At 72.0% G+C, this 22,688-nt stretch carries 18 protein-coding genes; 4 read left to right on the top strand and 14 right to left on the bottom strand.

The annotated features are described in order from the left end of the window. Position 1: 1 nt before the first annotated feature. From tsaB to glmS, 6 genes are read right to left on the bottom strand one after another with little or no spacing between them, the layout of a single operon-like run. Positions 2-721, bottom strand: coding sequence for a tRNA (adenosine(37)-N6)-threonylcarbamoyltransferase complex dimerization subunit type 1 TsaB (tsaB, locus tag ACT3SQ_RS03005; RefSeq protein ID WP_441444947.1), 720 nt, complete (start codon positions 719-721; stop codon positions 2-4). Further along, positions 721-1,296, bottom strand: coding sequence for a tRNA (adenosine(37)-N6)-threonylcarbamoyltransferase complex ATPase subunit type 1 TsaE (gene tsaE / locus ACT3SQ_RS03000; RefSeq protein ID WP_441444946.1), 576 nt, complete (start codon positions 1,294-1,296; stop codon positions 721-723). The genes tsaB and tsaE overlap by 1 nt, the downstream gene beginning before the upstream one ends. Further along, the gene (gene alr / locus ACT3SQ_RS02995) at positions 1,293-2,465 is read right to left on the bottom strand and encodes an alanine racemase (protein WP_441444945.1); all 1,173 of its coding nucleotides are present in this window, start codon (positions 2,463-2,465) and stop codon (positions 1,293-1,295) included. The genes tsaE and alr overlap by 4 nt, the downstream gene beginning before the upstream one ends. A gap of 13 nt (positions 2,466-2,478) precedes the next feature. Next, positions 2,479-4,050 (bottom strand): NAD(P)H-hydrate dehydratase, encoded by a 1,572-nt coding sequence (locus ACT3SQ_RS02990; RefSeq protein WP_441444944.1) that lies wholly within the window; start codon positions 4,048-4,050, stop codon positions 2,479-2,481. Next, positions 4,047-4,514: a holo-ACP synthase gene (locus tag ACT3SQ_RS02985; RefSeq protein ID WP_441444943.1), complete on the bottom strand. Its 468-nt coding sequence runs from the start codon at positions 4,512-4,514 to the stop codon at positions 4,047-4,049. Before ACT3SQ_RS02985 ends, ACT3SQ_RS02990 begins: the two co-directional genes overlap by 4 nt. A 45-nt stretch (positions 4,515-4,559) precedes the next feature. Continuing rightward, the gene (gene glmS / locus ACT3SQ_RS02980) at positions 4,560-6,428 is read right to left on the bottom strand and encodes a glutamine--fructose-6-phosphate transaminase (isomerizing) (protein ID WP_444600814.1); all 1,869 of its coding nucleotides are present in this window, start codon (positions 6,426-6,428) and stop codon (positions 4,560-4,562) included. A 236-nt stretch (positions 6,429-6,664) separates the two neighbouring features. Here glmS and coaA point away from each other — a divergent pair, with 236 nt between their 5' ends. Continuing rightward, positions 6,665-7,621 (top strand): type I pantothenate kinase, encoded by a 957-nt coding sequence (gene coaA / locus ACT3SQ_RS02975; protein WP_441444941.1) that lies wholly within the window; start codon positions 6,665-6,667, stop codon positions 7,619-7,621. A 153-nt stretch (positions 7,622-7,774) separates the two neighbouring features. Here coaA and glmM read toward each other — a convergent pair whose 3' ends face one another. Continuing rightward, on the bottom strand, positions 7,775-9,121 hold the full coding sequence (glmM, locus tag ACT3SQ_RS02970; RefSeq protein ID WP_444600813.1) for a phosphoglucosamine mutase: 1,347 nt from the start codon (positions 9,119-9,121) through the stop codon (positions 7,775-7,777). A 170-nt stretch (positions 9,122-9,291) separates the two neighbouring features. Here glmM and ACT3SQ_RS02965 point away from each other — a divergent pair, with 170 nt between their 5' ends. Next, positions 9,292-12,606, top strand: coding sequence for an SNF2-related protein (locus ACT3SQ_RS02965; RefSeq protein ID WP_444600812.1), 3,315 nt, complete (start codon positions 9,292-9,294; stop codon positions 12,604-12,606). A 10-nt stretch (positions 12,607-12,616) separates the two neighbouring features. On the opposite strand, the gene ACT3SQ_RS02960 is transcribed toward ACT3SQ_RS02965, so the two are convergent. From ACT3SQ_RS02960 to truA, 4 genes are all read right to left on the bottom strand, one after another. Then, positions 12,617-13,939 carry a CoA transferase gene (locus ACT3SQ_RS02960; RefSeq protein ID WP_444600811.1) on the bottom strand — a complete coding sequence of 441 codons (1,323 nt, stop codon included), beginning with the start codon at positions 13,937-13,939 and terminating at the stop codon, positions 12,617-12,619. A 129-nt stretch (positions 13,940-14,068) separates the two neighbouring features. Beyond that, a complete protein-coding gene (gene rpsI, locus ACT3SQ_RS02955) occupies positions 14,069-14,578 on the bottom strand; it encodes a 30S ribosomal protein S9 (protein ID WP_441444937.1) in 510 nt (169 codons plus the stop codon). 50 nt (positions 14,579-14,628) lie between these two features. Beyond that, entirely contained in the window at positions 14,629-15,072 is a 444-nt protein-coding gene (rplM, locus tag ACT3SQ_RS02950) for a 50S ribosomal protein L13 (protein WP_441444936.1), read from the bottom strand. Between the two features lie 373 nt (positions 15,073-15,445). After that, positions 15,446-16,417, bottom strand: coding sequence for a tRNA pseudouridine(38-40) synthase TruA (gene truA, locus ACT3SQ_RS02945; protein ID WP_441444935.1), 972 nt, complete (start codon positions 16,415-16,417; stop codon positions 15,446-15,448). A 165-nt stretch (positions 16,418-16,582) separates the two neighbouring features. Here truA and purD point away from each other — a divergent pair, with 165 nt between their 5' ends. Both purD and ACT3SQ_RS02935 read left to right on the top strand, forming a co-directional pair. Next, positions 16,583-17,935 carry a phosphoribosylamine--glycine ligase gene (gene purD, locus ACT3SQ_RS02940; RefSeq protein WP_444600810.1) on the top strand — a complete coding sequence of 451 codons (1,353 nt, stop codon included), beginning with the start codon at positions 16,583-16,585 and terminating at the stop codon, positions 17,933-17,935. Next, positions 17,932-18,846 carry a phosphoribosylaminoimidazolesuccinocarboxamide synthase gene (locus tag ACT3SQ_RS02935; RefSeq protein WP_444502115.1) on the top strand — a complete coding sequence of 305 codons (915 nt, stop codon included), beginning with the start codon at positions 17,932-17,934 and terminating at the stop codon, positions 18,844-18,846. Before purD ends, ACT3SQ_RS02935 begins: the two co-directional genes overlap by 4 nt. Before the next feature lie 82 nt (positions 18,847-18,928). Here the strand turns inward: ACT3SQ_RS02935 and ACT3SQ_RS02930 are convergent, their stop codons facing one another. The 3 genes from ACT3SQ_RS02930 to ACT3SQ_RS02920 are packed head-to-tail and all read right to left on the bottom strand — an operon-like array spanning position 18,929 to position 22,675. Then, complete coding sequence (locus tag ACT3SQ_RS02930) at positions 18,929-21,304, bottom strand: ATP-binding cassette domain-containing protein (protein ID WP_441444932.1); 2,376 nt, start codon at positions 21,302-21,304, stop codon at positions 18,929-18,931. Further along, the gene (locus tag ACT3SQ_RS02925; protein ID WP_441444931.1) at positions 21,294-21,989 is read right to left on the bottom strand and encodes an ECF transporter S component; all 696 of its coding nucleotides are present in this window, start codon (positions 21,987-21,989) and stop codon (positions 21,294-21,296) included. Before ACT3SQ_RS02925 ends, ACT3SQ_RS02930 begins: the two co-directional genes overlap by 11 nt. Then, entirely contained in the window at positions 21,986-22,675 is a 690-nt protein-coding gene (locus ACT3SQ_RS02920; RefSeq protein ID WP_345077145.1) for a YkoF family thiamine/hydroxymethylpyrimidine-binding protein, read from the bottom strand. Before ACT3SQ_RS02920 ends, ACT3SQ_RS02925 begins: the two co-directional genes overlap by 4 nt. Between the last annotated feature and the right edge of the window lie 13 nt (positions 22,676-22,688).

Here is a 22,688-nt window from a genome sequence, read left to right as displayed (position 1 = left end):
GTCAGCGACCCAGTGCGCTCTTGCGTGCGGTGGGCTTGGCCGCATCCGGCTCGCGCAGGTACATCGGCTCGGTGCTGCTGAGATCCACGCCCCGCGCGGTCAGCGCGGCGGCGGCGAGCAGCAGATGCCCTGCATCGACATGCACCAGCTCCGCGGTGGCGGGCAGCAGGTCCGGGTAGATCCCGGTTCCGGAGCCGACCAGGATGTCGCAGGCGGTGAGCTCGTCGGCGACCGCCGCCGGGGCATCGACCGCCGGCTCGGAGATCCGGGTGACCTCACCGCTCGCCTCCCGGCGATAGCGGGCGTGGTAGACCTCGCGGCGACGGGCGTCGAGGGCCACCCCGACGGTGACGGTGCCGTCATGCGCGGCCCCTTCCTGGGCGGGGTCGAGCTCTGCGAGCGCCTGGTGGGCGAGGCCGTCGAGGGAGCTGAGCCCGTGCAGCGGTACCCCGAGCACTGCAGCGATCGAGCGAGCCGAGACCAGCCCCACCCGCAGGCCGGTGAAGGGGCCGGGGCCACGGCCCACCACGACGCCGGTGAGCTCGGACCGCTCCACTCCCGCGGCCTGCATCGCCTCGTCGATCAGGGCCAGCAGCACCTCGTCGTGGTGGCGGGAGCGCTCGTCGGCGCGGACCTGCAGGATCTCGGGTGCAGGGCCGGTGAGCTCACCGCTCGCGATGGCGACGCTCACCGCCCCGGAGGTGTCGATTCCCAGCAGCATCAGCGGTTCTCCTCGAAGGATTCGGCGGCCTCGGCGATCCCGTCGGGGCCGGTGATGGTGGCCAGCGCCGCCTCGAGGCGGGTGATCGCCGGCTCGTCCCAGCGAGGGCCGTGCGGGGTCAGCAGCAGGGTGCGCGGTTCGTCGGGGTCGTGCGGATCGTCGACATGGTCCGGGCGTTCGAGCTCGACCATCAGGTATGAGTCCACGAGGTGCTCGACCCGGTCCCGGCCCCACTCCACGACCGTGACGGCGCGGTCGAGATCTGCTTCGAGGTCGAGGTCGTCGATCTCTCCGCCCCCGCCGAGGCGATAGGCGTCCACATGGACGAGGTCGGGGCCCGCGCCGAGGCTCGGGTGGACCCGTTCGATGACGAAGGTCGGGGAGGCGACGGGCCCGCGCACGCCCAGTCCGGCACCCAGGCCCTGGGTGAAGGTGGTCTTGCCGGCGCCGAGAGGGCCGTCGAGCACCAGCAGGTCTCCGGGCTGCAGCACCGCGGCCAGCGCCCGGGCGACCGTGCGGGTCCCGTCGGCGTCGCGGGTGCGCACGGGCAGTGCTCCCCTGCGCGCATCGCTCATGAGCGCACCTCGCGGGTGACGCGTCCGGAGACGGAGGTGAGGACCTCGTAGGGGATCGTGCCGGCGGCACGCGCCCAGTCGTCAGCGGTCGAGGCGGCGGGATCGTTCGGGGCGCCGCCCGCGTCGCCGAAGAGGAACACCTCGTCGCCCGCACGCGCGTCCGTCCCCGGGCCCAGGTCGATGACGATCTGGTCCATGCTGATGCGGCCCACCTGCGGGGCCCGACGGTCCCCGGACTCGGTGCGCACGATCACGTCGCAGCGGTCGCTGGCGGCGCGGTGGAGTCCGTCGGCATAGCCGATCGGCACCAGCCCCAGGCAGGTGGGGCGGTCGGTGGCACGGAGACGGCCGTAGCCGATGCTCTGCCCCTCCGGCACCTCTTTGACCAGCGCGAGGCGGCTGGTCAGGGTCATCGCCGGGCGCAGCGGCACATCTGTGGGCACCGGCGGGTAGCCGTACAGCGCGATGCCGGGCCGCACGATGTCGCGGTGCAGATCCGGGCGTGTGAGGGTGGCTGCAGAGTTCGCGATGTGCTGCAGCGGGATCGGACCGACCTCCTCGGCGAGCGCCGCGCAGGCGGAGTCGTACAGCTCCACCTGCTGATCGGTCGACGGATCGGAGGGGTCATCCGCCGTGGTGAGGTGGGTCCAGGCGCCGGCGACCTGGATGAAATCGTCCTCCCGCATGGCGGCGCCGATCTCCCGGATCTGCCAGGGCAGCACGCCGTTGCGTCCCATCCCGGTGTCGATCTTCAGGTGCACGCGGGCGCGGCGGTCGGCCTGCCGGGCCGCCTCGGCGACCAGCGCCAGCATCTCCGGGGAGCCGACGGAGACGTCCACGCCGGAGCTGAGCACCTCGGGCAGCACAGTGCGCGCGGTGTGCGGCTCGTAGAGCCAGGTGAGGATCTGCGCATCGAGTCCGGCCCGGGCGAGTGCGAGCGCGCTCGCGGGGTGGGCGACGCCCAGCCAGGTCGCACCACCCTCGATCGCGGCGCGGGCCGCGGTGAGCATGCCGTGCCCATAGCCGTCGGCCTTGACCACCGCCATCAGCGCCGTCTGCTCCTCGAGCAGGGTGCCCAGGGCACGCGTGTTCTGCGTGATCGCCGAGGGGTCGATCACGGCCCGGTTGGGCACGTGCCGAGGGTCCTCGGCAGGGATCGGGATGGTCATCGGGCTCCTTGGATCACGGCTGGGCGCCTGCCAGGATAGTCCCGATCGCGGCGGGCAGGTGTGAGGCCACCTCGAGGGCGACCAGAGGGTGCAGGCCGTCGTGCGAGGCGAGTCGGCCGGCGCGGCCGTGGAGGATCGCGGCGAGCGCAGCAGCATCCGGCCCGGGAAGCCCCGCAGCGAGAAGGGTGCCGAGCACCCCGGCGAGCACGTCCCCGGTGCCGGCGGTCGCGAGCATCGGGGTCGCATCGTCCTGGGCCCTCAGCGGTCCACCATCCCCGGGGGCGACGAGCGTGATCGCGCCCTTCAGCAGCACGGTGGCGCCGGTGGCGCTCGCGAGGGCGGGGGCGAGGAGCACGCCCGGCAGGTCGGGGTCCAGGCCCAGGCGGCTGGCGAGCCGTTCGGCCTCCCCGCGGTGCGGGGTGAGGACCACGTCGGTGCCGAAGCGGTGCTCCGGAGTGATCGTGCCAAGGGCGCCCGCGTCGATCGCGCCACGTGCGATCGTCTTCTCTCTCGCGCCATCTCCCGTGCCATCTCCCGCGCCGTCTTCCGCGCCGTCTCCCGCGCGCAGGCAGTTCACGCCCGCAGCCGCACGAGGGTCCTCAGGTCCGAGCCCGGGGCCGACGACCAGCGCGTCGGTGCGGCCGACGGCGGTGAGGTCCACCGCGTCCGGCCCGCCCTGGGCGCGCTCGACCCGGTGCCCGACCACTTCCGGCCGCTCGCGCAGCACCAGGTCGAGCACCGTCTGCGGGGCGAGGCAGCGGACCATCCCGGCCCCAGCCCGCGCCGCGCCGGACACGGCGAGCACCGCCGCCCCCGGGTACTGCTCGCTGCCGGCTGCGAGCGCGACCACCCCGCGGGTGTACTTGGTGGCGTCCCGCCCCGGCTGCGGCAGCAGGCCACGGGCGTCGGCGTCTTCGAGACGCAGCACAGCGGGGGCGGGCAGGTGCGGGCCGAGGCCGAGGTCCACGAGGTGGAGGATGCCGGCGCGCTCGGCTCCGCCGGGCAGCAGCAGCCCGGCTTTGACCGCTCCGAAGGTGACGGTCTCGGTGGCGTGCAGGGCCTCGTCGGCGGCCTGTCCGGTGGTGGCGTCGACGAAGCTCGGCAGGTCGACCGCGATCACGGGGACTCCGCTCCCCCGCACCACCGCCAGCAGCGGGAGGAGGTCGGCGGGGACCTCGGGGCGGCCACCGATGCCGAGAATCGCATCGAGCACCAGCGTGGTCCGGGCCAGAGTGTCCTGGAGCATGCCGGGTGCGGTGTCGGCCAGCGGGAGGATCTCGCCTCCCTGCTCGCGCAGCGCAGCGGCCCCCTCGTCGTGGAGGCGATCTGCAGTGGCGATCGCGTCGGCGTGGATGCCGTCGGCGCGAAGCATCGCGGCGGCATGGAGCCCGTCGCCGCCGTTGGCACCAGCGCCGACGAGGACCAGCACCCGGGGCACGTCCGGACTGCTGGTGTCAGGGGTACCCAGTCGGGCCGCGACGTGGCCGGCCAGGGCGCGGGCGGCGCGGAGCATGAGCGGCTCCCCCGCCGCCAGCAGCGGCGCCTCCGCCGCACGCACCGCCGCCGCGGTGTGCCCGCAGATCACGGGAGCCTGCTTCCGTCGCCGGTACCGACCCCGCGTTCGGCGACGACGATCGCGGTGGCGACGTCCCCGTCGTGAGAGAGGGACAGGTGCAGGTGGGCCACGCCCTGGGCCTCGGCGGCCCGCAGGGTGGCACCGCGCAGGCGCAGGTACGGGCGGCGCACCTCGGTGCGCTCGACGGTGACGTCCTGCCAGGAGAAATCGCCTGGAGCGCCGAGGGCCTTGCCCACGGCCTCCTTGGCCGCGACCCGAGCGGCGCGCGAGGCGGCGGAGAGATGGCGTTCTGACGGGGTCAGCAGCCGGTCGAGCAGGGCGGGGGTGCGCTCCAGCATCGCGGTCAGGCGCGCGATCCCCACCACGTCGATGCCGACGCCCGCGATGGTGCCATCGTCCTGGGGCGCGAACGCCCGGCCCCCGAAGCTGTGATCGGGGCCGGGCGTCGGCGATGCAGTCGGAGAAGTGCTCACCCCGGCAGTATCACACCCCCGCCTGGGCTGAGCGGGAGTGCCGGCTCACTCCACGGTGACGGACTTGGCGAGGTTGCGCGGCTGATCCACATCCAGGCCCTTCGCCGTCGCCAGCTCGCAGGAGAAGATCTGCAGCGGGATGACGGTCAGCAGCGCGGCGAAGAGGGTGCGGGTGGCGGGCACCCGGATCACCACATCGGCATAGGGCAGCACCGCATCGTCGCCCTCCTCGGCGATCACCAGGGTGCGGGCGCCGCGGGCGCGCACCTCCTGGATGTTCGAGACCACCTTGGAGTGCAGGGAGTGACGGCCGTTCGGGGAGGGCACGATGACGAACACCGGCTGTCCCTCCTCGACCAGGGCGATCGGGCCGTGCTTGAGCTCCCCGGCGGCGAAGCCTTCGGCGTGGATGTAGGCGATCTCCTTGAGCTTGAGCGCGCCCTCCATCGCCGTCGGGTAGCCGACGTGGCGGCCCAGGAAGAGCACGCTGGTGGCGTCCTTCATGTCGCGGGCGAGCTGCTCGACCTGTGCGGAGTTGTCCAGCACCTGCTGGATCTGGTCCGGGAGCTGCTCGAGGTCGCCCATCAGCGCCGCGATCTCGTCGGGGTAGAGGTTGCCGCGCACCTGGGCGAGGAACAGGCCCAGCAGGTAGCAGGCCGCGATCTGGCCGAGGTATGCCTTGGTGGAGGCGACCGCGATCTCGGGGCCGACGTGCAGGTACAGCGCCGCATCCGCCTCGCGCGGGATGGTCGAGCCGCGGGTGTTGCAGATCGCGATGACCTTCGCGCCCTGTTCCCGGGCGTGGCGCACCGCCATCAGGGTGTCCATGGTCTCGCCGGACTGGGAGATCGCGACGACGAGCGTCTTCTCGGTGACCACGGGGTCGCGGTAGCGGAACTCGTGGGCGAGCTCGACCTCGGTGGGGATGCGGCACCAGTGCTCGATCGCGTACTTCGCGACGGCGCCGGCATTCGCGGCGGTGCCGCACGCGACCACGACGATCTTGTCGATGCTGCGCAGCACGGAGGGGTCGATGTCCATCTCGTCGAGCTTCAGGGAGCCGTCCTCGAGGCGGCCCCGCAGGGTGTCCGCGACGGCGCTGGCCTGCTCGTGGATCTCCTTGGCCATGAAGGAGTCATAGCCGCCCTTCTGCGCGGCCGCGGCGTCCCACTCGATCGTGTATCGCTTGGCGTCGGTGACCTCGTTGCCGTCGAAGTCGATGATCGACACGGAGTTCGCAGTGACGGTGACGACCTGGTCCTGGCCGATCTCGAGGGCCTCCTTGGTGGAGTCTACGAAGGCGGCGACGTCCGAGCCGAGGAAGTTCTCGCCCTCGCCGAGGCCCACCACCAGCGGGGAGTTGCGGCGGGCGGCGACCACGGTGTCCGGGGCGTCCTTGTGCACAGCCAGCAGGGTGAAGGCACCCTCGAGGGAGGCGGCGCTGCGGCGCATCGCCTCGGTGAGGTCCCCGGCCTGCTCCATCTCGCGGGCGATCAGGTGTGCGGCCGCCTCGGAGTCGGTCTCGGAGGTGAAGAGGAAGCCGTCGGCCTCGAGCTCGGCGCGGAGGTTCGCGAAGTTCTCGATGATGCCGTTGTGCACCACGGCCAGCTCCCCCTCGCGGCCGCCCAGGTGGGGGTGGGCGTTGAGGTCGGTGGGTGCTCCGTGGGTGGCCCAGCGGGTATGGGCGATGGAGACCCCGCCGGTGGTCTCGGCGGCGTCCTGGAGCGCCTCGCGGAGGTTCGCGAGCTTGCCGGCGCGCTTGGTGACGCGCACGGAGCCGTCATCGATCACGGCCACGCCCGAGGAGTCATATCCGCGGTACTCGAGGCGAGCGAGGCCCTGAAGGGCGACGTCCACCGGACGGGAAGAGGGGCTCTTGGCCCGAGGGCCTGCATATCCGACGATTCCACACATGCCGCTCACGCTAATGATCGCGGGAGAGTTCGGCACTCCCCGTGCGGATTCCGTGAGAGGCCTTCCTCACGATGGCGGACCCCGGCGCGCAGCCATGACCAATGGCTGCACATAGTGAGCAGAAATGAGCAGGCATTCATGCGCGGAGCTGACCGCCTCTCGCCTGCGCTCCGCCCGAGTCGCACCACGCCGCACCCGTGGCCCGGGCCCGCACCGCGAGCTGGAACAATCACCCCATGAAGTCTGCGTCGACGTCGAGCACCGTCACTCCTTTCGAGGAGATCCCCCGGGAGGACTGGGCACGGCTCTCGCAGCAGACCCCGCTGCCGCTGTCCGAGGAGGACGTCACCCGGCTGCGCGGCCTCGGCGATCGACTCGACCTGCAGGAGGTCGACGCCGTCTATCGGCCGATCTCGCGCCTGTTGAACATCCAGGTCGCCGCCGCCCAGGCGCTGCGCCGGAACCGCGAGGACTTCCTCGATCAGCACCAGCAGCGCACCCCGTACGTGATCGGAGTGGCCGGCTCAGTGGCGGTCGGCAAGTCCACCACCGCCCGACTGCTCCGGGAGCTGATGGCCCGCTGGCCGGATACCCCGCGGGTGCAGCTGGTGACCACCGACGGATTCCTCTACCCCAACGCCGAGCTCGAGGCGCGGGGCATCATGCAGCGCAAAGGCTTCCCCGAGAGCTACGACCGGCGCCGCCTGCTGCGCTTCGTCGCCGACGTGAAGGCCGGGCACGAGCGCGTCGAAGCGCCGATCTACTCCCACCTGACCTACGACATCCTCAAGGACGAGCGCGTGGTGGTCGAGCAGCCCGACGTGCTGATCGTCGAGGGGCTGAACGTGCTGCAGCCGGCCCGTCCCCGCCGCGACGGCCGCCTCGGGATGGCCGTCTCGGACTTCTTCGACTTCTCCGTCTACGTCGATGCGCGGATGGAGGACGTGCAGCGCTGGTACGTGGACCGCTTCCTGCAGCTGCGGCGCACCGCCTTCTCCAACCCCCGCTCCTACTTCCGCCGCTACGCGGAGCTCACCGACGAGGAGGCCAAGGAGACGGCGCTGGGGATCTGGCGCTCGATCAACGGCCCGAACCTCACCGAGAACGTAGTCCCCACCCGGGGCCGCGCCGACCTGGTGCTGCGCAAGGACGGCCAGCACCGCGTCCACTCGGTGCTGCTGCGGAAGGTGTGAGCGGCCCGGTTGTCATCGCGCATAGACCCCTGACAGCGAGACACCCCCCGATCACGGGACCCCTCACGCGACACGCCCGCCGAGACCACCGATCCCATCCGTTTCTGGCAGGAATCCGCGTTCTCGACGGGCGTGCCCCGAGACCGGAGAGGGTCAGAGACCCACGCGCTCCCGGACGATGACGGCGAGGCGCTCGGCCATCTCGGTCGCCTGCTCATCGGTGGGGGCCTCGACCATGACGCGCACGACGGGCTCGGTGCCGGAGGGGCGCAGCAGCACCCGGCCGGTCTCCCCCAGCTCCTGCTCCACTGCGGCGACGGCGTCGGCGACCCCGCGGTCGATGGTGGCCTTGGCCTTGTCGATGTTCTTGACGTTGATGAGCGCTTGCGGGAGCCGGGTCATCACGTTCGCGAGGTCCCGGGCGGTGCGGCCGGTCTCGGCCATCCGCTGCATCAGGTGCAGGGCGGTGAGCTCGCCGTCGCCGGTGGTGGCGTGCTCGGCGATGATCACGTGCCCGGACTGCTCGCCGCCGATGGAGTAGCCGCCGAGGTTCATCTCCTCGAGCACGTAGCGGTCGCCCACGCCCGTCTGGCCGAGCACGATCCCGTGCTCCTTCATCGCGAGCTTGAGGCCGAGATTGCTCATCACGGTCACCACCAGGGTGCCGTCATGCAGCTTGCCTCGCTCCTTGAGGTCCAGCGCGAGGATCGCCATGATCTGGTCGCCGTCGATGATCTCGCCGTCGGCGGCGACTGCGAGGCAGCGGTCCGCGTCGCCGTCGAAGGCGACGCCGATGTCCGCGCCGTGCTCGAGCACCGCGGCCTGCAGCGGCTCGAGGTGGGTGGAGCCGCAGCCGTCGTTGATCAGGCCGCCGTCGCTGCGGTCGCCGATCACGTGCACGGTCGCACCGGCACGGCGCAGGGCGTCGGGGCCGGTGAGATAGGCGGCGCCGTTGGCGCAGTCCGCGACCACGGTCAGGCCGTCCAGGGGTCGGTCCAGGGTGGAGACGAGGTGCTGGACGTAGGCCTCGACCGCTCCGTCGTAGCGCGAGATGGTGCCGACGTCGGTGCCCTGGGGGCGGTCCCATTCCTCACCGAGGCGCGCCTCGATGGCGTCCTCGACCTCATCGGGCAGCTTGGTGCCGCCACGGGCGAAGAACTTGATGCCGTTGTCCGGCGCCGGGTTGTGGGAGGCGGAGATCATCACGCCGAGGTCCGCACCGGTGGACTGCACGAGATACGCGAGGCCCGGGGTGGGCAGCACCTCGGCGTCGAGCACATCGACTCCGGCGGCGGCCAGGCCCGCGCTCACCGCGGCGGAGAGGAAGTCGCCGGAGGGGCGGGTGTCGCGGGCGACGATCGCGCGGGGCCGGGTGCCGCCGAAGGCCCCCAGGGTGCCCAGTACGTGGGCAGCGCCCACGGACAGCTCGACCGCGAGCTCCGCAGTGATGTCGCCGTTCGCGCGTCCGCGCACTCCGTCGGTGCCGAAAAGTCGTGCCACAGGATTCTCCTCATGAGGATTCGGGGTCTGCGGGCCCCCGTGAGCACTGCCGCGCAGGCGTGTCGCGCGCAGGTTCCAGGCCGGAGGTCCGCTGTGAGACTACCCGCTGGAGAGACCCCGGCTGGACTGATCCCTCGTCACCGAGGGGTTGCGCCGGTTACTTTGGAGGGATGTCCGATCCCGTGCTGCTCCCCCGCCTGCTGCCCTCCGCGATCAGCCATCACGTGGGCGATCGCACCGCGAGCAGGGGCCTCGGTGCAGCCCGCGCCGGCCGTGTCACGGACCTCCGCTGGGAGGTGGCGAGCTCGACCGTGTCGGCCGAGGTCGCCGAGGAGGACGGCACGCTGCGCCATCCCGAGGTGCAGCTGACGGAGTACGAGGAAGACTCCGTCTCCCGCCGCTTCCACTCTCCGGGGCCCGGTGGTCTGTGGCGGCCCCGCGGCTCCGCCTGCGACTGCTCCGTCGGCGAGGCGTGCGTGCACGTCGCGGCGACCCTCTACCGGCTCAATGACCTCGGTTCCGAGGTGGTGCGGGAGAGCCCGCCCGCCGAATGGCGCAGCGTGCTGCGACCCCTGCTGAACGCGACGCCGACCACCGACGGCGGCAATGCCGCGATGCCCCGCCCGCTGGCCCTGCGCTTCGATCTCGAGGCGGGCACCTCCGGGACCAGCACCTCCCGTCATCATCGCGAGATCGCGACGCCCGCCCATGTCGAGGCGGGCGCCGAGCTATGGCTGGGGATGCGGCCCCTGACCCGGGGCCGCAAGGGTGCCTGGATCAAGGGGGACCTGTCCTGGCGCACCTTCGAGTTCCGCCTCGCCGGCCGCGAGTACGACCCGACCCATGGCGAGGCGCTGACCCGCATCTTCGCCGCCGCCTCGGTGGAGCGCTCCTACTCCAGCGGGGCGATCGATCACCTCTGGCTGAACTCGATCACCTCCCCTCTGTTGTGGCAGTCGCTCGAGCATGCGCGGGCCGCCGGGGTGGAGTTCCTGCCCGGCAGCGGGCTGGCCGCCATCGACCTGGTGGCCGGCGGTGAGGTGGGACTGGACCTGCAGTCCGACGACACCATCGGGGAGCTGTACGTGCGGCCCCGCATCGCCGTGGCCGGGGAGAAGGTGCCCCGGGGCCGACTCCTCGGAGCTTCCGGGGTGCTGGATGTGGAGACCACGGAGGACGGGCTGCTGGCTGCTCGCCTCGCCCCGCTCGGCTCCTCGGTGCCGCGCGCCCTGCGCTCGCTGCTGCATCGCCGGGAGCCACTGGTGATCCCGGCGGAGGATCGCCAGGCATTCCTCGAGGTCGCCTACCCGCAGCTGCGAACCCTGACCACCATGACGAGCCTGGACGGCAGCGTGGAGCTTCCTGCGGCGCGCCGGCCCACCCTGCACCTCACCGCCGCCTACGCCTCGGGGGACCGTCTGTCCCTGCGCTGGTCCTGGCGCTATCACGATCCGGACCGGCGTCTGCCGATGGATCAGCGTCAGGGCGCCCATCGCGACCTGGCCCACGAGGAGGAGGTGATCGCTGCAGCGATGACCCTGTGGCCGCTGGAGGCGACGGACTCCCCCGAGCTGCTCAGCGGCACCGACACCGCCGATTTCACCGAGCATGTGCTGGACGACCTCGCTGCGATGGATCACGTCGAGGTCGAGATCACCGGCACCCGCCACGCCTATCGCGAGCTGGACAGCGCCCCGAATGTGCGCGTCACCCAGCAGGCCTCGCCCGGGAAGAACGACTGGTTCGACCTCGGCTTCGAGATCACCATCGAGGGCCGGCAGATCCCGTTCCCGAGCCTGTTCGTGGCGCTCGCCCGGGGCAGCGCGAAGCTGCTGATGCCCGATCGCACCTACTTCTCGTTGGACCATCCGGCCTTCGACGCGCTGCGGGAGCTGATCCGCGAGGGCGAGGCGCTCGCGGAGTGGGAGCCGGAGCGGCAACGGATCTCCCGCTTCCAGGTGGACATGTGGAACGACCTCCAGGAGGTCGCCGACGAGACGGTCGCGAGCAGCGAGTGGAGCCGCACCGCGCTGTCCCTGCGCTCGCTCGAGGACACGCCACCGCCCCCGCTCCCGCGCGGCCTGCAGGCCGAGCTGCGTCCCTACCAGCACGAGGGCTTCACCTGGCTGGACTTCCTCTTCAGGCACGGGCTCGGCGGGGTGCTGGCCGACGACATGGGCCTGGGCAAGACGGTCCAGACCCTCGCCCTGATCGCCCGTGCCCGCGAGCAGGATCCGCAGGCTCCGCCGTTCCTGGTGGTCGCCCCTGCCTCGGTGCTGCCGGTGTGGCGACGTGAGGCCGAGCGTTTCACCCCCGGCCTGACGGTGAGGGTGCTGGACCGCACCGCCGCCTCCCGCGGCACAGACCTTCCTGCCGCAGCGATCGGGGCTGATCTGCTGGTGACCAGCTATTCGGTGCTGCGCATCGATGAGGAGGAGTTCGCGAGCTCTCGCTTCCAGGGCTTCGTGCTCGATGAGGCGCAGTTCGTGAAGAATCGCCGCTCGCGCACCCACCGCGCCGCGAAGGGTGTGCAGGCCAGCTTCCGGCTCGCGATCACCGGTACCCCGATGGAGAACTCCCTGGACGATCTGTGGGCGATCCTCGATCTGGTCGCCCCGGGTCTGCTGGGCACCGCGATCGGGTTCCGCAAGCAGTACACGCTGCCGGTCGAGTCCGGTGACCACCCCGGCCGGATGGAGCTGCTGCGCCGCCGGGTGCGCCCCTTCCTGCTGCGCCGCACCAAGGAGCTGGTCGCCGCGGAGCTGCCCGAGAAGCACGAGGAGGTGCTCATGGTGACCCTCTCGCCGGAGCATCGTGCGGTGTACGACTCGGTGCTGCAGCGAGAGCGGAAGAAGGTGCTGGGCCTGATCGACACGGATCTTGATCGCAGCCGTTTCATCGTGTTCCGTTCCCTGACGCTGCTGCGGATGCTCGCGCTGGATCCGGCTCTCGTCGACGCCGAGGAGTACGCGGACGTACCCAGCTCGAAGCTCGAGGCGCTGTTCGATCGTCTCGAGGAGGTGATCGGCGACGGGCACCGGGTGCTGCTGTTCAGCCAGTTCACCTCCTACCTGGACCGGGTTGCGGCCGAGCTCGAGCGGCGTGGGGTGAGCTATTCGCATCTGGACGGTTCCACCCGCGACCGGGATGCGGCGGTGACCGGCTTCCGGGAGGGCGATGCCCCGGTGTTCCTGATCTCGCTGAAGGCGGGCGGCTTCGGCCTCACCCTCACCGAGGCGGACTACGTCTTCCTGCTGGACCCGTGGTGGAACCCTGCCGCGGAGAACCAGGCTGTGGACCGTGCGCACCGCATCGGTCAGGAGCGCCAGGTGATGGTGTACCGGATGATCGCGGAGGACACGATCGAGGAGAAGGTGCTCGCGCTGCAGCGGCGCAAGGCCGAGCTGTTCGATGCCCTCACCGATGGTGGCGAGGCGTTCCGCTCCGCGGTCACTGCGGAGGACCTGCGTGAGCTGCTGAGCTGAGTCGGCTCGCTCAGCGTTTCCAGGGCGTCGCGGCGGTGCCGTATGCGCCGATGGGCTGCTCGATGCTCGCCTCGGCCACCCGCAACGGGGGCGGGACGGCGTCGAGCAGGGACCCGGCCGACTCCACTCGCACCCGGGGCACCTCCAGCATCGCCGGGGCCTCCGACGGCGGTGAAGGCATCGCCAGCAGAGTGTGGGCCGCGCCGAGCAGGCTGAGCCGCAGTGTGCTCGCCCGCGCGCGGGCCAACGCCTCCATCACCTGCGCGGCCAGCATCTGCCCGGTGGAATGGTCGAGGGCCTGGACGGGCAGCGCTCCCGGCCGCCCTTCTGCACCGCATTCGACGGCGATGCCGGTGGCAGCCTGGACGATCGAGTCGAAGCCGGCGCGGTGTGCCCATGGCCCCGTCTCACCCCAGGCGGAGAGGGAGACGATCACTGCCCGCGGCGCCAGCTGCTCGAGCTCCTCGATGCCGAGACCCAGTGTGGCAAGGGCCCCCGGTCGATAGCCCCACACGATCACATCAGCCTCGGCGGCGAGTGACCGGAGCTGCTCCGGGGCGCGGCGCAGGTCCAGCTGGGCGCTGCGCTTGCCCATCCCGGTGGAGAGGTGCTGGTCCAGGAGCTCCGGGAGATGCGGCGGGTCGATGCGCAGCACGTCCGCGCCGAGGCAGGCGAGCAGCTGAGTGCCGCTGGGACCTGCGATCACCCGGGTCAGGTCCAGCACCCGCACCCCTGCCAGCAGGGCGAGCGCGGTAGTCCCGGACGTGTTCGTCGCCGGGGGAAGCGCCGGGCGCTCCCCGCGGTCGGTGACGCTCACCCATTCGGCTTCCTGCGGCGCGCTGAGAGCGTCTTGCCGCGCCCGGGCCTGGGGATGTGCGGCCCACTCCTGCCTGGTGCGGACCCGCGCCGCGATGCCGCCGGCCGCGGTGACCTCCTCCTCGATCTCTGCGGCGTCGCGCCGTGCGATCGCACGCTCGAGCCCAGCCCGGTCCTGCACCCCGAGCACGCGGCGGAGCACCTCGGCATGGTGGGGGTAGTTCCCGTGCAGCCGCACCCAGCCGTCCCGAGCCTCGAGGAAGCCGGAGAATTCACCCCACGGCTGCGGGACCCGCCCGTCGATCCGCAGATGCTCGATCGCCGAGAAGGACGCTGCGACGAGTTCCGGGGCGGTGGCGATGGTGAGGTGGAGGCCGCGCGCTGTCGCGAGCTCGGCGGCGGCATCCCGCGCTCGCCCCACAGAGGACCAGGCCAGCTGTTCGACATCGAACGGGCCGGTCCACCAGCGGCGCGGGGTGAATGCCCAGTCTTCGGCGGCGTCTCCAGCGGCGACCATGTCCGGAGCCTAGCGGGGCGGGCCGCCCACTCGCGCGAGCACCCCCGCAACGCGACGATGCCCCCGACCCGGAGGTCGAGGGCATCGTGCGTGCAGCGTGAAGGGTGCGGAGCATTGCCCCGCGCCCGATCAGCGCTTGGAGTACTGCGGAGCCTTGCGGGCCTTCTTCAGACCGGCCTTCTTACGCTCGATGACGCGTGCATCGCGGCGCAGGAAGCCTGCCTTCTTGAGGATCGCGCGGTTCGCGTCTTCGTCGATCTCGTTCAGCGCGCGGGACACACCGAGGCGCACGGCGCCGGCCTGTCCGGACGGGCCGCCGCCGTGGAGGCGGACCCACACGTCGAAGCGGCCCTGGAGGTCGAGGACCGTGAACGGGTCGTTGACTTCCTGCTGGTGCAGCTTGTTCGGGAAGTAATCCTCGATGGCGCGGTCATTGATGATCCACTGGCCGGAGCCGGGGGTCAGGCGCACGCGAGCGATCGCGCGCTTGCGACGACCGGTGCCGTAGCCCGGTGCGATCGCGGACTGGCCGGCGCCGACGGCGGACTCGCCGGTCGACTCGGTGGTGAAGCTCGAGGGTGCGGACTCGTCGGTCACGGCCTCGAGGTTGTCGGTGGTATCGGGGGTGGTCTCAGTCACGGTTCTCCTTGGTTCGTCCGTGCGGCAGGGCGGAGTGGCGGGACACCCGCTTACTGCGCCACCTGATCGATGGTGAAGGGGACGGGCATCTGAGCGGCGTGCGGGTGCTCGGAGCCCTTGTAGACCTTGAGCTTCTTGATCTGCTGATCAGCAAGCTTGTTCTTGGGGAGCATGCCGCGAACAGCCTTCTCCACTGCGCGCTCGGGATTCTTCTCGAGCAGCTCGGAGTAGGGGGTGCCGCGGAGGCCGCCGGGGTAGCCGGAGTGGCGGTAGGCCAGCTTGGCCTCCCGCTTGTTTCCGGTCAGCGCGACCTTGTCAGCGTTGATGATGATCACGAAGTCGCCTGCATCCACATGGGGTGCGAAGACCGGCTTGTGCTTTCCCCTCAGGAGCTGTGCAACCTGGGAAGCGAGCCGGCCGAGGACGACATCCGTTGCGTCGATGACGTGCCAGGAACGCTCGACATCGCCGGGCTTCGGGGTGAACGTACGCACTCGTGCCTTCTTCTCTCGTCGTGGTGCCCGGGCGGCAAGACGCCGACCAGGCACGGTTCGATGGACCGTGGGCACGCTTCCTTCGGGTAAAAGCATGGCCCCTATGGCTGTACCCGGCCCGCTCCGCTCACGACGCGACGGCGGTCCTGGATGTGGGTGAGATTCCCTTTCGCGCCGGGCATCAGAGAACGGCTGCGGAGTCGGGGCACACATCAAGGCACAACAGCGCTCAACAATACGCACTGCCGCACCCGAGCGTCAACGCAGAAGACCCCTGTCAGAGGTGTGATCTGCGCCCGACTCCGGTCCCGGTCCTGCCCCGGCTCTCCGCCCAGGCCCGCTCCGGCTCCCCACCAGGCTCTGGACCCAGCTCTCAGCCTGCCTCTGGGCCCGCCTCGGGGAGTGGCTCCTGGGGCGGCGGCTGGCGCAGCGTCCGGGTGCGCGCAGCCCAGGCGGCGAGCTCCTCATCGGGAGGGTAGGCGACGTGGTCCAGGGTGAGTCCCTGCGGGGGGCACAGCGGGGCCGCGCCGACGCCGTCGCGGGTGGCGGCCTGGCGCGTGCGGGCGGTGAGCACCTGCGCCGGCCAGTCGAGGTCCCGTCGGCCCTCCCCTACCCCGATCAGGGCCCCGACCAGGGAGCGCACCATGTGATGGCAGAAGGCGTCGGCGACCACGGTCGCGACGATCAGCCCCGCATCTGCACGCCCCTCCTCCGGTCGCTCCCAGGTCATCTCGCGCAGTTCGCGGATGGTCGTCGCCCCTTCGCGGGGGCGGCAGAAGGAGAGGAAGTCATGCTCGCCGAGCAGCGGGGCGCTCGCCCGCGCCATCGCCTCGACGTCCAGGGGCCGACGGTGACGCAGCACGTCCCGGCGCAGCGGGTCATGGGCGGCGGGCCCATCGGAGATCCGGTATCGGTAGCGTCGCCACAGCGCGCCGAAGCGGGCATCGAAGTCGCCCGGCACCACCCGTGCGACATGGACCACCACGTCGTCGGGCAGCACGCCTGCAAGCCGGGTGACCAGCGCTTCAGCGGGGCTGCGGGGCGAGCGCCCGGGCAGGGTGGCCAGCACGTCATCGGGCAGTTCGAGATGACAGACCTGCCCCCGGGCGTGGACCCCGGCGTCGGTGCGCCCGGCGACGGTCACCCGTGCCGGGACTCTGGCGATCCGGCCGAGCGCCTGTTCGAGCTCCCCCTGAACGGTGCGCTGGCCGGGCTGGGCGGCCCAGCCATGGAAGTCGGTGCCGTCATAGGAGAGGTCCAGGCGCAACCGGGTGACGGCGCGGGCGCGGGGCAGCGCGCCGGCGTCGGTCACGGCGGGATCGGGGTGCTGGAGCTCGGCGGGCATGGGCTCGATCGTAATCGCGCAGCACCGGTGCGGCGCAGTAGTACTGCCTGCGCAGCGCCTGCACAGCACCGGGGCGGCGCCCGGAGTCGCGCTCCACGCCGACCCGGGAGGGCCGCTCTGCGGGCACTTCTCCGACGGTCGTCCGAGTCTGGGTACCCTGCCCGCGTGAAGATCCTCATCATCGGCAGCGGCGGCCGCGAACACGCGATCCTCCGCCGGCTCGCCTCAGATACCCCCACCCCCGAGCTGCACGCCGCGCCCGGCAACCCCGGCATCGCGCAGCTCGCCACCTGTCACGACGTCCCGGTGACCGACCTCGATGCCCAGGTCAGCCTCGCCGAAGAACTGCAGCCCGACCTGGTGGTGATCGGCCCTGAGGCACCGCTGGTCGCCGGCGCCGCGGATCACCTGCGGGAGGCGGGGTTCACTGTCTTCGGACCGTCCGCTGCCGCCGCCCACCTCGAGGGCTCCAAGTCCTGGGCGAAAGAGATCATGGCCGCCGCTGGCGTGCCGACTTCCGCCTCGGTCACGGTCAGCGCCCTGTCCCAGCTGGAGGCCGGGCTGGACAGGGTCAACCCGCTGCAAGATGTGCCCTTCGTGGTCAAGGCCGACGGTCTCGCGGCCGGCAAGGGCGTCGTGGTCACCAAGGACCGGCAGGCCGCAGTGGCGCACGCCGAGGCGGTGCTGGCAGCCGGCGGTTCAGTGGTGCTCGAGGAGTTCCTCGACGGCCCCGAGGTGTCCCTGTTCTGCGTGAGCGACGGCACCCGCGTGGTGCCGCTGGCGCCGGCCCAGGACTTCAAGCGCGCACTGGATGACGACGAGGGTCCGAACACGGGTGGAATGGGCGCCTACTCCCCCTTGCCGTGGGCGCCGGAGGGCCTGGTCGACGAGGTGCTGCGCGCCGTCGCCCGGCCCACGATCGCCGAGCTCGCCGCCCGCGGCATCCCCTTCGTGGGGGTCCTGTACTGCGGGCTCGCACTGACCTCGCGCGGACTGCGGGTGATCGAGTTCAACGCCCGCTTCGGCGATCCGGAGACCCAGGTGGTGCTCGAGCGGCTCACCTCGCCGCTGGCCCCGCTGCTGCTCGCGGCCGCTCGCGGCGAACTGGCCGAGGACACGGAGCTGACCTGGAGCCAGGACAGCGCCGTGACCGTGGTGCTCGCCAGCGCCGGCTACCCGGCGACGGTGCGCACGGGAGACCCGATCTCCGGAATCGACGCTGCGGAGGCGCTCGGCACCCATGTCATCCATGCCGGCACCGGCATGGTGGACGGCAACCTGGTCAGCGCCGGCGGTCGAGTGCTCTCGGTGGTCGCCACCGGTGAGGACCTCGAGGCGGCCCGCGCGCTCGCGCTGACCGGCGCCGAGGCGATCGGCCTGGAGGGCAGCCACCACCGCACCGACATCGCCCGCCGGGCTGCGGCAGACGCCGGAGCGCACAGCGACACCGACACCGACACCGACACCGACACCGACACCGACACCGACACCGACACCGTGACGGAGGATCGCGCATGAGCGTCGACGCCACCCCGCTGATCGAGGCCCCGCAGCTGCCGGGCTGGGACCACGTGGTCTCCGGCAAGGTCCGTGAGCTGTACGTGCCGGAGGGCCAGGACCCGTCTACCGCCGACCAGGTGCTGGTGGTCGCGACGGACCGCATCAGCGCCTACGACCATTCGCTGCAGCCGGGCATCCCTGACAAGGGCCGACTGCTGACCGGCATCAGCCTGTTCTGGTTCGAGCAGCTGGCGGACATCGTCCCCCACCATGTGCTCTCCGGAACCGATGTGCCCGAGGCCGTCGCTGGCCGCGCGGTGCGCTGCCGGGGCCTGGACATGGTGGAGCTGGAGTGCATCGCGCGAGGGCATCTCACCGGCTCCGGCCTGGCCGACTACCGGGCCGGCGGATCGGTGGGCGGGCACGTGCTGCCGGCCGGCCTGGTCGAGGCCTCTCGCCTGGAGCCGGCGATCTTCACCCCCTCGACCAAGGCCGATGCCGGGGAGCACGACGAGAACATCACCGTGGCCCAGGCGCGCGAGCTGCTGGGTGAGGAGCTCGCCGCCGAGCTCGAGTCGCTCACGCTCGCGGTCTTCGAGCGGGCCCGCCGGATCGCCGCTGAGCAGGGCATCATCCTGGCCGACACCAAGCTCGAGTTCGGGCATTCCCGGGTCGATGGCACGCTGATGCTCGGCGACGAGGTGCTCACCCCCGACTCCAGCCGGTTCTGGTCCGCGGACACGTACACCCCGGGCCGCACCCCTCCCAGCCTGGACAAGCAGTTCGTGCGGGATTGGCTGACCTCTCCCGCTTCCGGCTGGTCCAAGGGTTCGGACCTCCCCCCGCCCGCTCTGCCCGCCGAGGTGGTCGAGCAGACCCGCGCGCGGTATGTCGAGGCGTACGAGCGCCTGACCGGAAGGGGCTTCTGAGCGGACGCCGCAGAGTCCCCGACCTCAGCTGAAGTGCTTCGAGGTGGCAGCTGCCGCCTCGAAGCACTTCAGGGGGAACCGTTCAGGACAGGACGAGCACCGCGGCGACCACCAGGGCGACGCCGAGCGCCAGCAGCGCATCGGCGACGGTGAGCGGCACCGGGCGCCACAGGGTGCGGGGGCCGTCGCCGAGCCCGCGCGACTCGAGCGCGAAGGCGAGCCTCTCGGCGCTGCGCACCGCATCGACCAGCAGCGCGAAGGCGCAGCGCAGCAGGTGACGGGCGCGCAATCGCGCCACCGCACCCTCGGCGGTGAGCGGCAGACGGACCCGGTGCGCACGGGTGAGGGTCTCCCAGCGGCGCGGCAGATCCTCGAGCAGTCTCCGTCCCGCCAGCAGCGCGTAGGTGTACCGGGGTGGCAGGTGAGCGTGCTGCTGGAGGCTCACCATCGTGCGCCGCGGATCGGCGGCGCGGGTGACGGTGAGGGCGCCGAGGCCGATCACCAGTGCCCGGAGGGCCAGGGCGGTGCCCAGCACGATCCCTTCCTCCGTGACTCGGATCGGCAGCTCCGGCCACGGTTCATGCCCGGGCCGGCCGAGCACGTTGACCATCAGCACGCCACTGGCGAACACCATGAACGGCAGCTGGGCCCGCAGCAGCCTGAGCGGTCCGAGCCGGCAGCCGATCATCGTCCCCGCCGAGAGCAGCAGGTACAGCAGCACCAGCGGCAGCGGGTCGGTCAGCAGGATGCAGACGATGCTGAGCGCGGTCAGCAGGCCGAGCAGCACGGTCGGGTTACGGCGCGAGAGCCATCCGGATGCGTCCCGTGGGCGGGCGGGCTCGTCGGCCGCACGGGCCCTCGCCACGGGCGGCTTCACCGCCGGCGCCGCCCCCGGGACCAGCGGTGCCGCCACGAGCCCCGCGCGCTGCAGCAGGCCGCGGTCCCGCAGCAGCGTCTGCGGTGACATCGGTCCGAGCAGCCGGCCGTCGGCGATCACCGCGACCGCATCGGCCGCGCGGACGGTGCGCAGGTCATGGGTGGTCATCACCACGCCGCGACCGGTCCCGGCCGCCTCCCGCAGCAGCGAGAGGACGGTCTGCTGAGCGACACGATCGAGGCCGTAGCCGGGTTCGTCCACGAGCAGCACGGGGCGCTGGGTCAGCAGCATCGCGCCGATCGAGAGCCGGCGCTGCTGACCGCCGGAGAGGCTGAAGGGACTGGCGTCCCGCTGCGCCTGCAGGCGCAGCCGGGCGAGCATCTCCTCGACCTGCTCGTGCCCGGCCCCGGACGCGGCGAGCTCCGCCTGCACGGTGTCGGCCACGAACTGCGCCTCGGGTCGCTGGAACACGAGCCCAGCCGCCGCACCGTCGACGGTGCCCGCCTGCGGGAGGTCCAGGCGGGAGAGCGCGCCGAGCAGCGTGGACTTCCCGGCGCCGTTACGGCCCACGACGGCGAGCAGACGCCCCGCATTCACGGTGAGCTCGACCTCGCGCAGCACGGTGCGGTCGCCGTGGCCGAGCTCGGCGCCCCGCACGGTGAGCAGCGGATCCGGCGTGGCCTCCGGGCCTGGGGACGGAGCCACCTCCCCGGACCCCCTCTCGGAGCTCAGCGTCTCCTCGACCTCCCCGGGCAGCCAGCACCCCGCCTCGCGCAGCGCGGCGCCGTGACGGGTGAGCACCACAGTCGTCGGCCCGTCGGCGAGCACCTGCCCGGAGGCGTCGAGCGCGATGGTCCGTGCCGGAAGTCCGGCCAGGCCCGACTCCCCCGCCCAGTCGTCGAGGCGGTGCTCCACGAGGATCGTTGCCACTCCGCCCTCGCGCGCAGCCCGCTCGACGCCGTCGCGCACAGCGCGCACGCCCTCGGCATCGAGCATCGCGGTGGGCTCGTCCAGCAGCAGCAGGCGCGGCCGGGCGACGAGCGCCGCGGCGAGGCCCGCACGCTGCAGCTGTCCGCCCGAGAGCGTCGCGGCCGGGCGGTCGGCGAGCGTCTCGATGCCCGCGTCTGCGAGAGCTTCGCGCACGCGCTTCCCGATCTGCGCGGGCGGCACGCTGCGGCTCTCGAGCGGGAGGGCGACGTCATCGGCGACCCGCGGGAGGCACACCCCGTCGGTCGGATCCTGACCGAGGAATCCGACGGTCCCCGCGGTGGCCAGGACCCCCTCGGCGATCGGGTCGATGCCGCCCACCCGCAGGGTGCCGGTGACCCGGCCGCGCTGGTGGGAGGGGAGCGCGCCGGCGAGCGCGCGCAGCAGCGTCGATTTGCCACAGCCGCTGGGGCCCAGCAGGAGCACCTGCTCCCCGGCCCGGATGCTCCCGGTCCAGGGGCCGACGCCGTCCCCCGAGGGCAGGACCACCTCGAGCTCCCGTGCCTCGACCACCGTCCCCGACTGCCCGGGGGCCGCCGCCTCCCTCTCGCCCGGCGCGGTGACCTCGGCGGCCGCTGCGGCCTCAGCGGACACGACGTGCCGGGATGCCGTCGTCGCCCTGCGCGGCGGCACCGATCGCGAAGTTCGCGAGCACGCCGGTGCGCTCCAGGGCGCGGACGATCACCCTGGCGAGCAGACCGCCGAGCACGATCCCGGAGAGCACCTGCATCCCGAGCCGCAGCGCGAGCAGGTCCTGGCCGTACCAGCCCATCCGGTAGGCGGTCCAGAAGAACACCAGGCCCGCACCGAAGGCGCCCGAGGCGGCGAACACTCCCCAACCGAACCGGCGGTAGCGGGTCAGGGCGAAGGGCAGCTCGCTGCCGATGCCCTGCAGCGCGGCGGCGAGCACCAGCATCGGGCCGACGGGGCTGCCGAGGAAGACGACCTCGATGATCGCGGCGAGCATCTCGGCGAGGATGCCCACGCCAGGGCGGCGCAGGATCGCCAGCGCCACCGGTCCCACCAATAGCCAGGAGCCGAACAGGACGTGCTGGGCGAGGTCCCCGGCGGGGCCCATCGCGATCGCGAGCCCGTTCCAGGCCTGGACGAACACCCAGTACAGGAAGCCGAACACGACACCGAGCACCACCACCAGCACGATCTCGCGCAGGGAGAGCCTCGGACGCCGGGCGGCACGAGCGGCCAGATCAGAGGCCTGCGAGGGAGTCTGGCCGGGAGCCCGGGAGGGGGTCTCTGCCGGAGTCTGTGCGCGGGTCATCGCGTCTCCTCGCCGAGCTCGCGCACCTCGTGGGAGGGGCTGTTCAGGGAGAGGGTGAGATGGCTGGTGACGTGCTGCACGCTGCGACCCACCTGCAACCAGCCGGCGACGGCAGTCGCGATCACCTCGCCGATGTCGCCCTCGAGGCGGGTGACGAAATGCTCGGAGCCGCGGAAGGTGCCCAGCTCCCGGGCGCGGTCGATCGCGGCGTAGATGTCGCGCATGTGGTCCGGCGCGGTGCCGTCGGCGGCGACCTGGTCCGCCAGCGGGTACAGCGCCCACTCCGCGGAAGCGAAACGGCCGGTGCGACGGGGCTCGGTGATCCCGACGTCGCGCGGGCCGGCGCCACCGGGAAGCTCGCAGGTCACCTCTCCCGGGCAGCCGCGCGAGAGGGTCACGGAGAGGGTGGCGTGGTGCTCGGTGCGGGCGAGGTCGTCTGCGAGGTCGATGAGATACCGCTGCAGGTGGGCTTCGTGGCCGCCGAGATAGGTGGAGACGTCCCCCGTCTCGCGCACCAGGCCGGTGAGGTCGAGCCGGGACAGGATGCCGACGAGCACTCGGGCGTAGTCATCGGTCATGACGGCTGCGGTGACCCTGGCGCCGACGCCGAAGCCGAGCGGGGTCTCGGTGGGATCCGGGGCGGTGCCCGGGAGGGTGGCGGGGGTGCCGACGGGAGTGATGCTCACGATCCGTGCCTTT

Source organism: Brachybacterium sp. AOP42-C2-15, assembly GCF_052377065.1.
GTDB lineage: Bacteria > Actinomycetota > Actinomycetes > Actinomycetales > Dermabacteraceae > Brachybacterium.
Note: the sequence above shows the minus strand (reverse complement) of the source record. Positions and strands in the feature narration are given on the sequence as shown.

Excerpts from the sequence above, each read along its gene's own strand:
- ACT3SQ_RS02965 (WP_444600812.1), top strand. The coding sequence starts at position 9,292 with ATGTCCGATCCCGTGCTGCTCCCCCGCCTGCTGCCCTCCGCGATCAGC.
- ACT3SQ_RS02960 (WP_444600811.1), bottom strand. The coding sequence starts at position 13,939 with ATGGTCGCCGCTGGAGACGCCGCCGAAGACTGGGCATTCACCCCGCGC.
- coaA (WP_441444941.1), top strand. The coding sequence starts at position 6,665 with ATGAAGTCTGCGTCGACGTCGAGCACCGTCACTCCTTTCGAGGAGATC.
- ACT3SQ_RS02925 (WP_441444931.1), bottom strand. The coding sequence starts at position 21,989 with ATGACCCGCGCACAGACTCCGGCAGAGACCCCCTCCCGGGCTCCCGGC.
- alr (WP_441444945.1), bottom strand. The coding sequence starts at position 2,465 with ATGACCATCCCGATCCCTGCCGAGGACCCTCGGCACGTGCCCAACCGG.
- ACT3SQ_RS02935 (WP_444502115.1), top strand. The coding sequence starts at position 17,932 with ATGAGCGTCGACGCCACCCCGCTGATCGAGGCCCCGCAGCTGCCGGGC.
- truA (WP_441444935.1), bottom strand. The coding sequence starts at position 16,417 with ATGCCCGCCGAGCTCCAGCACCCCGATCCCGCCGTGACCGACGCCGGC.
- tsaB (WP_441444947.1), bottom strand. The coding sequence starts at position 721 with ATGCTGCTGGGAATCGACACCTCCGGGGCGGTGAGCGTCGCCATCGCG.
- tsaE (WP_441444946.1), bottom strand. The coding sequence starts at position 1,296 with ATGAGCGATGCGCGCAGGGGAGCACTGCCCGTGCGCACCCGCGACGCC.
- glmS (WP_444600814.1), bottom strand. The coding sequence starts at position 6,428 with ATGTGTGGAATCGTCGGATATGCAGGCCCTCGGGCCAAGAGCCCCTCT.